General features: G+C 40.0%; 8 protein-coding genes. 4 read left to right on the top strand and 4 right to left on the bottom strand.

Going from position 1 to position 12568, the window contains the following annotated elements:
- Positions 1-114 precede the first annotated feature (114 nt).
- The 3 genes from JFU56_RS19840 to gorA form a co-directional block, all read right to left on the bottom strand.
- Entirely contained in the window at positions 115-1023 is a 909-nt protein-coding gene (locus JFU56_RS19840; RefSeq protein WP_198438990.1) for a DMT family transporter, read from the bottom strand.
- A gap of 223 nt (positions 1024-1246) precedes the next feature.
- A complete protein-coding gene (locus JFU56_RS19835) occupies positions 1247-3271 on the bottom strand; it encodes a methyl-accepting chemotaxis protein (protein WP_198438989.1) in 2025 nt (674 codons plus the stop codon).
- 238 nt (positions 3272-3509) lie between these two features.
- Positions 3510-4865 (bottom strand): glutathione-disulfide reductase, encoded by a 1356-nt coding sequence (gene gorA, locus JFU56_RS19830; protein WP_198438988.1) that lies wholly within the window; start codon positions 4863-4865, stop codon positions 3510-3512.
- A gap of 257 nt (positions 4866-5122) precedes the next feature.
- On the opposite strand from gorA, the gene prlC reads away from it, so the two are divergent.
- The 4 genes from prlC (at position 5123) to JFU56_RS19810 (ending at position 12111) form a co-directional block, all read left to right on the top strand.
- Entirely contained in the window at positions 5123-7162 is a 2040-nt protein-coding gene (gene prlC / locus JFU56_RS19825) for an oligopeptidase A (RefSeq protein WP_198438987.1), read from the top strand.
- A 210-nt stretch (positions 7163-7372) separates the two neighbouring features.
- Positions 7373-10390 carry an EAL domain-containing protein gene (locus JFU56_RS19820; protein WP_198438986.1) on the top strand — a complete coding sequence of 1006 codons (3018 nt, stop codon included), beginning with the start codon at positions 7373-7375 and terminating at the stop codon, positions 10388-10390.
- Between the two features lie 101 nt (positions 10391-10491).
- The gene (locus tag JFU56_RS19815) at positions 10492-11256 is read left to right on the top strand and encodes a class I SAM-dependent methyltransferase (RefSeq protein WP_242066037.1); all 765 of its coding nucleotides are present in this window, start codon (positions 10492-10494) and stop codon (positions 11254-11256) included.
- Positions 11257-11400: 144 nt separating this feature from the next.
- Positions 11401-12111, top strand: a complete 711-nt coding sequence (locus tag JFU56_RS19810) for a transcriptional regulator (RefSeq protein ID WP_019442501.1) — start codon at positions 11401-11403, stop codon at positions 12109-12111.
- A 260-nt stretch (positions 12112-12371) separates the two neighbouring features.
- On the opposite strand, the gene JFU56_RS22905 is transcribed toward JFU56_RS19810, so the two are convergent.
- On the bottom strand, positions 12372-12568 hold a 197-nt coding region (locus JFU56_RS22905), incomplete at its 5' end, for a hypothetical protein (protein WP_206759251.1).

The raw sequence follows: 12568 nt of genomic DNA, 5'->3' as shown, positions 1-12568 counted from the left end.
TATTTACGGCTTTATTTATCTTTGCTGGTGGCTGATCTTAGTTTAACTTGGTGATCTGCCACCCATTTATAAAGTAAAGAGTAGAAGGTGAATCGTAGCAGGTTAAGCGTATCGTTATGATTTTTCAGTCACTACACGACGCTTGTTATGCCAGTTGATTTGTTGGATCACTAAGCCAACGATAATGGTCACTAAACCGATAAAGGTTGAAGGGTGGATCTCTTCACCGACAATCGCGCTGAGTAGGAACAATGAGATAAACGGTGAGATGAAAATCAAATTACTGACCTGTGCGGTATTCGTCGCTAACTTAATCGCCATTAACCATAATACAAATGAAATGCCCATCTCAAATAAGCCGATATAAACCGCCCCTAAAATACCTTCGATAGAGTTGAAGTTGAAATCAGACAGCAGCGCGGTCGCGATGAGGGTAAAGGGCAGGCTTAATAAAAATCCCAGCAATAAGCTCACAATCGGATCATTATTATTCTTGGCATTAATGATCCAATAGCTTGCCCAAATGAGTGTGCTTAATAATGCAAACGCGACCCCGAGTGGACTCTCAAAATTAAGCCCTAACAAATCGCCTTTAGTCGCAATTACTAACGCGCCGGTATAACTGAATAGTATCGCTACCCAGTCTTTTTTACGGATTTTTTGGCCAAGAAAAGGCACTGATAATAATGTCAACGTAATTGCCCAAGTGTAGTTTAGCGCTTGTGCTTGAGAGGCTGGCAGTAAGTCATAGGCTTTAAATAACACCAAGTAATACAGGAACGGGTTAATCACACCGAGCGTTAAATAAAATAGTGGCTGCTTAACGAAATATTTTTTAAGCAGGTGCATTTTTTTCTGCTTAAAGGCTATACAGGTAAGCAACACGATACTGGTTAGTGAGGCAATCAATACCATTTGAATCGGTTCAAAATGACTAAGCGTAATTTTAAATGCAGAGGCAACCGTGGACCAGAGTAGTACTGTTATTAAACCGAACAGCATGGCTTTCTTTTGATTTTTCATGAGTACCAATTTTGAGAGGGAGGTAAATGCGTGTTAGCAGTGTAATCGGCAAATTTATTCAGATCTAGTATTTCATGCGGGATAACTGATATTGAGATAATTAATGGGTGGCTTAACACGAATATATCCGTGTAAGCCACTTTGTGATTTAATGCTCAGACTTTAAATCGAGGTTAAAATAGCGCTTAAAAAAGAGGTCAATCGCAATGATTAACCGGGGAGATTAAAACGCATATTCCTCAGCAACCTCAGTTAACTTATCTGCCACGGAAAGCAGGTTATGGGCTGATTGTGTTGCGCCTGTCGCCACTGAACGTGCTGAATCTGCGCCAGCTGAAACATTACTGACATTACGTTCAATTTCTGCGGCAGCAAGGCTTTGCTCTTCAATCGCGCTAGCAATTTGGTCATTAATGGCCACTATTTTATCTACGGATAGGGTGATTGCTTCAAAAGTATTAGAGGCCTCTTTGGCTTGCATCACGCCCATGTTGGCTTGCTCTCTGCCTACGGCCATGACTTTTACGGATTCTTTCGCGCCAGATTGCACGCGCTCAATCATCACTTGAATTTCATTGGTTGATTGTTGAGTGCGACTGGCTAGCGTTCTTACTTCATCGGCGACCACGGCAAAACCACGGCCTTGCTCTCCGGCTCTTGCTGCTTCTATGGCGGCATTAAGCGCGAGTAAATTAGTTTGATCGGCAATACTTCGGATCACTTCGACAACGCCGCCAATATCGGCGCAATGACTTTCCAGTTTTTGAATCGTCTGACTTGATGTTTCGACTTCTGATGCAATGGCATTAATGGCGATAATTGTTTGGTCAACAACTTGCTTACCTTCTAATACCGCCCGTTCAGCATCATGAGTTGCGCCAGTTGCATCACTGGCATTCACAGCCATGTCTGTTGATGTTGTTGCCATTAGTTTGATTGCTGCGGCTATTTGATGGGTTTCCGTTTGCTGCGCAGTAATGGTTGTTTCAGCTGAATTGGTTTTATCGGTAATGTCTTGCACTGAGCTATGTACATCGACTGCACTGCTATTGAGTTGTTTCACTAAGGTACGCATGCCATCAATGGTACTGTTAAAGTGTTGGGCGATAATGGCTAATTCATCACGACTAATAATTTTTACGTTCTCGGACAGGTCACCATTAGAGACATTTTGTGCAACGCGACTAATACTGCGGATGGTTTCTGTTAGCGAGATATAAATACTTAATAAAATCACCACACAAACCACGAATAAGATAATTAGGATCGCGTAGAACACATTCAACTCATTATTTTTCTCATTCAAGCGAACGGTTATTTCATTACCTAAGGTATTAAAAGCCACCTCATATAAACGCGTAATATTGACTTGTAATTCATCTCCCAAACGATAGAGGGTATTAGGGTCAATTTTTATCTCGGCAGAAACGGTATTAATTAATTGGCGATCCAATAAATCATCGAGTGTCGCCATCGTCGTTTTGATCTGATTAAGTGGTGGCGTTAAAATATTATTATAGTTTGAGTTGATTGCTAGGAGCGCTTGCACATCATTATTTGTGGCGGAAAATATAATGTTGAGCTGATCGATACGGCGGCTTAAATCATCAAAGCTGGTGGCGGTGAATGTAGCAAATGCAGCTGTTTCTGCCGCTTTGTCTGTGACTTGGTAAGTAAAGTCGAGCAGTCGAGGTAATTGGGTTTGAGTCAAATTAATGAGGTAGTAGCTGCTCAGGTGTGAATCAAATAATAGCTTGCTTTCGCTATTGATTTCACGCGTACCAATACGCAGGTTTTCTAGCATCAAATCAACCGCGTAAAAAATTTCTTCAGGTAATAAAAAATCACTGTCCGCTTTTAATTGCTGCCAATCAGTCGTGATTTTATCAAATGCAGATAGCTGTGAGCCTGTCGCGGCAGTATAAGCACGATAATATTGATTAAAAGTATTTTCTGCGAGGGTTTGCGCTTGAGCGATGTTTTCATCACCAGGCCCGAGCTCTGCGACTTCTAGGCTTAATAAATGGCGATATTCAATAAGTTTATTGGCGACTTCAGGTAGGGCTTGAAGTAATTCATAACCTTGTAATTCAGACTCTGCAAAAGCGATATCTTTTTGTGTTTGCGAGATAATAGTTGATGAGAAAAATACAATGGGCGTAGTTAGTAATAAAATCACTAAACCAAATTTTTTCTGGAATGATAATCGGCTAATCAAGTAGGTGATTGGCTGCAATAATGTGCCCATAAAAATATCCTTATCAATATGGTTAGGAGTCGCTAGCGTCGAAGTATGGATAAGTGCCTAATGCTAAGGCATCAATAATATAACTAGTTGTTGCGTTAATGTTAAGTATTTCTGGTGTGTATTTAACAAATAAACAAGCGTTTCGTGATCTGTATAGTGAGATCTAAGGGATTATTGAAATTAAAGGGAGAAATTGATGTGCACGTGATCGCTGTGCACATCAGAGTAGACGCTTGGTTTAGCGCATTGTTACAAACTCTTCTGAGCCTGTTGGGTGGATAGCGACAACGCTATCGAAATCCGCTTTCGTTGCGCCCATTTTCATCGCAACACCAAAACCTTGGATCATTTCGTCCACAGCAAAACCAATACCGTGTAGACCAACAACCGTTTCATTTTCACCAGCGCAAACTAGCTTCATTTTACAAGGTTGGCGGTTTGACGTGATCGCTGTATACATAGCTGTAAAACCAGACTGGTATACTTTCACGTTTTCTTCGCCATATTGTGCAATCGCTTCTGGTTCAGTTAAACCGATTGTACCGATTGGCGGGTGGCTAAATACAACAGTTGGGATCAGTGTGTAATCCATTTTAGCCGTTGTTTTACCGTTAAACAGACGTTCTGATAATTGACGACCTGCTTTAACTGCAACAGGAGTTAATTCAACACCACCTTCCATAATATCACCAACACAGTAGATACCATCAACATTGGTGTTTTGGAATTCATCTACTTTGATGTAACCACGATCATTCGTTTCAACACCGGTAGCAGCGAGGTTAATCTTGTCTGTCGAAGGGTGACGACCAATAGCCCAGATTAGCGTATCAACATTTTGTGATTCACCATTCTCAAGATGTAGCGTGATAGAACCATCAGCTTCTTTTACGACTTCTTTTGGAACTGAGTTTGTATGCAATGTAGGACCTTCGGTATTCATTACATCAACAAGCGTATCAATAACCATAGGATCAAAGCTACGTAGTGGCGATTCCTTACGCACGAACAAATGTGTCTCAGTGCCTAGGCCGTGTAATACACCGGCTAATTCAACTGCAATGTAACCCGCGCCGATAACAGCAACACGTTTTGGCTGTTCTGTTAGTTCAAAGAAACCATTTGAATCGATACCGTGTTCAGCACCAGGTACGTTTGGAATTGTTGGCGCGCCACCTGTTGCAATCAGGATGTGATCGGCAGTGTATGTTTCGCCGTTGACTTTGACTGTGTTTTTATCTTCAAAAGTTGCGAAACCTTTGATCACTGTTACCTTGTTATTACCAAGAACATTGTCATAAGAAGTATGAATACGACTAATATATGCTTCACGTGCCGCTACTAATTTACCCCAATCAAGGCCTTTGTTTTCTACATCAAAGCCATAGTCTTTTGCATAAAGGTGCATTGCTTCTGCGATTTGAGCGCCGTGCCACATTACTTTTTTCGGAACACAACCAACATTCACACAAGTACCACCTAGTGCGTTAGCTTCGATGATGGCAACTTTTTTACCGTACATTGAGGCTCTGTTTGCAGATGCAATACCGCCGCTACCACCACCAATGGCAATATAATCAAAATGCTGTGACATATTCATAGTCCTTAATTGAGAAGATGAGCTTATTATATGACTAAGTTCATGCTGTTGTTTTGTAATAAAGTTAATTACACAGTTTAAACTGAATTGAGAGATATTATTAGTAGGTAAAGCCATTCACGGTCATTACTTTTACCTATCAATGCTAAATCTGATGCACCCGACACGTGTCGATATTTACTCGCTATACTTGAAATTATCATTTTATAGCCGCATTAACTAATTAATATCATTATAAATAGGATGACTCTATGACTAACCCACTTTTGACTATGACTGGCTTGCCCCCGTTCGCGAGTATTAAACCCGAGCATATCGTACCAGCAATAACACAAGCTATTACTGATTGTGAAGCGGCGATTGTTAACGTATTAGCTAATGATGATGCAGTCACTTGGGCTAACTTGGTTGCGCCTTTAGAAGAAAGTGATGACAGGTTAGGTCGTATTTGGTCGCCTATTGGTCACTTGAATGCTGTTGTTAGTAATGATGAGTTACGTGAAGCACATGATGCTTGCTTACCATTGTTGTCTGAATATTCAACGAAAGTTGGACAGAACCAGGGGTTATTTTTAGCTTACCAGCAATTACATGACAGTGATGAATTTGCAAGGTTATCAACAGCGCAGCAAAAAGTACTTACCAATGCACTACGTGATTTTAGATTATCGGGCATTGATTTAGTCGATAATGAAAAACAGCGTTATGGCGAGATCACGAAACGTTTATCACAACTGACATCAACATTTAGCAACAATGTTATGGATGCAACGATAGGTTGGCAAAAAGAGATCACCGATGAAGCATTGCTGATTGGTTTACCTGAGTCAGCAAAAGCCGCTGCAAAAGCAACAGCAGAAAGCAAATCATTAACAGGTTATCTGTTCACGTTAGACTTCCCAAGCTACCTACCTGTGATGATGTACTCTGAAAATAGAGAGTTACGTCGTGAAGTGTATGAAGCATTCTGTACACGAGCATCCGATGTTGGTCCTAATGCCGGTAAGTGGGATAATACCGCAATCATGGCTGAAATTATCGCTCTGCGTCACGAGCTTGCTGAATTACTTGGTTTTGCTAATTTTGCAGAAAAATCGTTAGCGACAAAAATGGCTGAAACACCAGAACAAGTGATTGAGTTTTTAACTGACCTTGCTGATAAATCAGTGTCGCAAGCGGATGTCGAATTAGCTGAGATCCAAGCCTTCGCTAAAGATAATTTCATGGCAAAAGACTTAGAAGCGTGGGATTTAACGTTTTATGCTGAAAAGCTAAAACAAGCGAAGTATACAATTTCTGATGAAGAACTGCGTCCATACTTCCCGGAAGACCGAGTTGTCAAAGGCATGTTTGAAGTGGTTAAACGTTTATTTGGTCTTAACATTATTGAAGAGCTAGGTGCCGAGTCTTGGCATACCGATGTGCGATTCTTCGAGATATTTGATGAAGAAGGCGAGTTACGCGGTAGTTTCTATCTTGATTTATATGCACGTGAACATAAACGTGGCGGGGCTTGGATGAATGATTGTCTAACGCATCGTATTAAAGCCGATGGCGAACTGCAAAAGCCTGTGGCTTACTTAACATGTAACTTCAATAAACCAGTTGGCGATATGCCTGCGCTGTTTACGCATAATGAAGTGACAACATTGTTCCATGAATTTGGTCATGGCTTACACCATATGCTAACGAAAGTTATTCCTGCTGCTGTGTCTGGTATTAACGGTGTGCCTTGGGATGCCGTTGAGCTACCAAGTCAGTTTATGGAAAACTGGTGTTGGCAAGAAGAGGCACTAGCCTTTATTTCTGGGCACCATGAAACGGATGAGCCATTACCTCAAGCAATGCTAGAGAAACTGCTTGCGGCGAAAAACTTTAATTCAGCGATGGGCATGCTACGCCAAATTGAATTTAGTTTGTTTGATTTCCGTATGCATATGGAATACAACCCTGCGCAAGGTTCGAATATCCAATCGGTATTAAATTCGGTACGTGAAAAAGTATCAGTGCTACCTGCCCCAGAGTTTAACCGTTTCCAAAATGGTTTTTCACACATCTTTGCTGGTGGTTATGCGGCAGGTTATTACAGCTACAAATGGGCTGAAGTATTATCAGCAGATGCCTTTTCGCGCTTTGAAGAAGAAGGTATCTTTAACGCTGAAACTGGCCGTGACTTTATGAGTTGTGTGCTAGAACGTGGCGGTAGTGATACTCCTATGGCGTTATTCGAGCAATTTCGCGGACGTAAACCAAGCACATTCGCATTATTAAATCACTCTGGTATCAGTTAATGCGATGGATAACTTGCCGTAACAGATAGGTTATAGCGGTTATAATTTAGTTTTGATTTTAAAACAGTGGTAAATTGTGTATTCTCTTTGCGTGATATGTACCACTGATTTTTTAGTGCAAAAGTATTACCATAGTTCTAAATGGGCTAGGTAATACTGAATTGATATCCATCTGCCGCAACTAAACAAATCAAATTCTGGATAGGATCTATGATCGATACTCTCACGCCTAGTGATATAAACAGTGATATAAAAATTGATACACTACCATCGCTAGACGTTAATAATCTTGATCTATTTCTCACCAATCTAGCGACATTACTGCGTATTGATACTATTTATGTCGCGACTGTTTGTCCTCAATCTCTAGAGTTGACGGTTTTATCTTGTCTGCAGCAGGGCGTATTAGATGGCAACCTTGCTATTGATTTCAAATCCATGCCTTGTTTTGCAACATACCAACGTGGTTATGCTGAATATGAGCAGAGTCTATCCCATCGATTTCCTGAACAAGCATTGTTGCAAGCGTGGAAAGCTGAAGCCTATTTAGGTATTCGTTTACATGATGCATCTGGCCAGCCCATTGGTATATTATCGGCATTTTTTCCTCGCCAACTTTCTAAACATAAACTGGAATTAAATTTAATTCGTTTAGTCTCAGGTTTCTTAGAAAGAGAACTTCAGCCGATACAGATAAAAGCATTACCTGTAATCATTGATACTGATACTACTTGTACTGATAGTCACGCTAACGCTGAGTTAAGTGCTTATACGTTGTGGTTGAAAGACAATATTGCTAAAGGTCGGTTAAGTAGTTGGAGCTATTATCTTAGTCAGGATAAATTAGAATGTTCCGATTCTGCTGCTAGTATCATTGAAACCAATGATGTTAAGAAAATAGATAAACTCGAAGCATTGTTAGCATTAGTACATGACACGGATAAAAAATCGGTATTACGTGATTTTCATCATGCGATGGTCGCTAAAACAGCTACATCCATCCGCAGTATTTTTAACATCACGACATTACTCGGTAATTCAAAACGCATTCAAAGTGATATTTACCCAATTGTAGATGAATTGGGACAGGTATATCGACTGGACTGTATTAGTAAAGACATCACGGCGGAAGAATTAACAAAAAAACGAGCGTCTGCACAAGAGCGTATTCTTGAAACTATTCTAGCCACAACCCCTGTAGGGTTAGTCAAATTAAATGCCAATCGTGAAATTGAATGGGTGAATAAGCAGGCATGTAAAATGTTTGGTTATGGATTGGAAGACTTTCATCAATTACGTGAGCAAGGCAGATTAAATACCAGCAGCCTGAACTTATATTTCGATGACGATAAAGAATTGTTTGAAGAATACTATCAAGATATATATGCCAACAAACGCAATAACTTCACGCTTAATGCGCGTTACCGTCACCGCGATGGCAGTATCTTATGGACTAAACTAACGGTCACCGCGGTTAGGAATGATATTAATAAAATTCAATATTTCATTAATACCATTCAAGATCTCACCGAAGAGCAAGATAATAGACAACGTCTGTCGATTATTGAAAGCGTGTACAGACACAGTGCTGAGGGGATCATGTTATGTGATGCCAATCAGAAGATTATCGATGTTAATCCAGCATTTGAAGTTATCACCGGTTATAACGCTGAAAATGCAATCGGTCGTACACATGATTTATTACGATCTGGTGTCCATGATGATCAGTTTTATGATGATATAACCGCGGCATTGCTGAAACACAATGAATGGAAAGGTGTCATCTGGAGTCGTAACCGTGCTGGCGATATTTTTGCTCAGCAAGTGACGCTATCAAGTATTAGAGAAGGCGGTAAACTTAAATATTTCTTTGCTGTTTTTTCGGATGTGACTGAAGAGAAAAAAACCGAACAGCAAATTATCACGCAATCCAATTTTGATGCGTTAACTGGGTTACCTAATCGCCAATATTTTAGTGCTGAAATGCATCAAATAATCGATAAGTCAGCTAAAAATAACGAAAAGTTTGCCATTATTTATATCGATCTCGATGATTTTAAATCAGTGAATAATTCAGAAGATTTTAAAGCGGGTGACCGTTTATTAAAAGAAACGACAGAACGACTGAAATATCGCAGTAGAGACAGTGATTTCCTTGCCCGTATCGACGGTGATGAATTTGCCTTCATCATTCCTGATGTCTTTAATAAACGCCAAGCTGCAGTATACGCCAAGCAGTTGCAAGGGGTGTTCGCACAAGCTTATAAATTGTCTAATCAACAACGCTATGTGACCGCGTCAGTCGGAATTACGATGTACCCAGAAGATGGTCTATCAGTTGAAGCATTAATGCAAAGTGCAGAGCAAGCTGTATTTGAAGCAAAGCGAAACGGGCGTAATCAATGCGTTACTTTTACTCAAGAACTAAGTGACGCGGCGATCCTTAAACATCAAACCGTTGTCGAATTAGCTGAAGCGATCAAACGCGGTAATCTTGACGTTTACTATCAACCAATTATTGATAATGCGACAGGTAAAATAGACAAACTAGAAGCATTAGTGCGTTGGCACCATAAGGACAGAGGGTTCATTTCTCCTGCCGAGTTTATTCCGCTTGCTGAAGAAGGTGGCTTGATTCAGAGTCTGGGTGAGTATGTACTCGATCAGGCGTGTTGTGATCTTAAAATCATGCATGACGCTGGCTTCCCTTACATTGAAATGAGCGTGAACCGTTCAAGCCTAGAATTTAAGACTGTCGATATGCAGGCATCAGAATGGCTAAAAGTGATCTCGTCGCATAACCTACCTTATGCATCGCTGACAATGGAGATAACGGAAAGTTTGTTGATGGATATGGATGGTCAGTATATGCAGCGCATTAATGCGTTAAAACAAGCCGGAGTCAAAATCGCTATCGATGATTTTGGGACTGGTTATTCGTCATTAAACTATTTACGTAGCTTACCTGCCGATATCGTTAAAATTGATCGTAGTTTTATTATTAACATTCCAGATAACCAACAAGATAACTTATTACTCGATGGTATTATTACGATTGTTCATAACTTGGGGATGAAAGTCGTCACTGAGGGCGTCGAAACCCAAGCACAGCTACACTATTTACAAGAAAAGAAATGTGATTACTCACAAGGCTTCTTATTGTGTCGACCAATACCGCTGCACGAATTATTGGAATTCATCACGCAAAATGAAAGTGCTTTTAAATAACACTTTTATCTAATCATCAACTGAATTTAGGTTGTATTGGTATTTTTTGCTAATATAGGCATTCGTACTCGAATAATTAAACCTAACCTTATCAGGCCACCATGAACAGCATACAAATAATCACAACAGATTCACTATTTTCTGATCACATTGCAGCACTTGCTAAACAATGGGGATTCTCTCTTGAACCTGTGGCTGATGCTCAATTTCAATTGCTCTATTCTGATAAGGGACTTGAGCTATTTAAACTTGATGAACCCAAGCTCGGCGCTGTGTATGTTGATTTTGCTGGTGGCGCTGTTAATCACCGTCGTAAATTCGGTGGTGGTAAGGGGCAAGCGATTGCCAAAGCTGTCGGTTTAAAATCAGGCGTGACGCCGTCAGTATTGGATGGCACTGCCGGTTTAGGTCGTGATGCGTTTGTATTGGCATCATTAGGTTGTAACGTTACCATGCTGGAACGTTCGCCTATTGTTGCAGCATTACTTGAAGATGGTTTAAAGCGCGCCGTACAAGATGAAGAGATTGGTAGCTGGATTGGCACACGACTAAAGTTAATATTTGCATCGAGCCTATCAGAATTAGAAGTGTTAGGTATCGCTCCAGATGTGGTGTACCTCGACCCTATGTATCCGCATAAGAAAAAATCGGCGTTAGTTAAAAAAGAAATGCGTGTATTCCAATCATTAGTTGGTGCAGATTTAGATGCCGATGGTTTGTTTGCACCTGCAATGCGTGTTGCGACTAAGCGTGTCGTGGTTAAGCGTCCTGATTATGCCGAATATATTGCCAATGCAGAACCCAGCATGGCTATTGAAACAAAGAAAAATCGTTTTGATGTTTATGTAAAACAGGCAATGAAATAGCTCATGTGCTTTACTTGCGCAGTTATTAATATCGGGTAGATATTTTATTTTAATATAATATATGGAATGAGGCTCAAGGTTTTTAATGTTTAGCTGTGCTAACTTTGCGACCCAAATGGGCCTAACTATAGACGAGGGATAGTTGTGCTACTTGAATTAGATAATATTGAGAACGAATTGACGAGTTCATATGTGTTTACAGATGAAGATCACCGCCTTTTGCGCTCTTATGATGGCGTAATTGAAGGTATTGCGACATTATTTGGTAAACAGTGTGAAGTGATCCTGCATTCATTAGAGAGTGTAGACCGTTCTGTTATTAAAATTGAAAATGGTTTTAATACAGGTCGTGTTGAAGGATCACCAATTACCGATTTAGCACTTAAGATGCTACAAGATATATCGGCGCAAAATAAGCAATGTTCAAAAGCGTACTTTACGCAGACTAAAGATGGTCAAATGATGCGTTCTATGACGATCGCAATCAAAAACCGTTCAGAAAGAACAATTGGTTTAATTTGTATTAACATTAATATTGGTGCATCGTTTATTGATTTTGTGCAGGAGCTTTTACCTACTCCTGAAGCAAGAGAAACAGAACTGTCTTCTGAGAACTTTGCTACCACGGTTGAAGAATTGGTCGACCGTTCAGTAGAAGAAACAATTACTGATATTAATAACCGTACTGATATCGCGAATAATGCTAAAAATAAGCACATCGTCATATCACTGCACCAACAAGGTATTTTTGATATTAAAGATGCAATCAATATGGTTGCTGATAAACTTAATATTTCAAAACATACTGTGTACTTATATATACGCCAAATTAAATCTGATGAAGCAGAGTTATAAGATCCAGACATAGATAGTTACTATTTACGTTCTCTTATTCTGTGAAGATGAATATATAAAGTATAGAAAGGTGATTATCGTATGATTAATCACCTTTTTTTTGTTTTGATTTTGTAAACTTACACTTAACGATCTAGGTATGTGTGATTATCGTACGTAGTAAGGGGCTTGACTAATTAGTTGATATAAAACTTGCCAAGCAAGTCAAGATCTCTATAATGCGACCTCACTGACACGGCAACAGCCGCTAGGTAAGGTGTTTAAAAACGACTTAGGTTATTTTTTAAACCGCCTGAATAAAGCATCGATAGGTGCTTGACTTCGAAACTGGTTTGCGTATAATACGCAGCCTGACTACGACGCAAGGCGTCAAGGTCAACGCTCTTTAACAATTTATTCAAGCAATCTGTGTGAGCACTTGCAGAGATATAATGACCAAATATTATATCAATGTAAT

The organism is Moritella sp. F3, assembly GCF_015082335.1.
Taxonomy (GTDB): Bacteria; Pseudomonadota; Gammaproteobacteria; order Enterobacterales; family Moritellaceae; genus Moritella.
The sequence above is the reverse complement of the archived record's forward strand: the minus strand, read 5'-3'. Positions and strand labels throughout refer to the sequence as shown.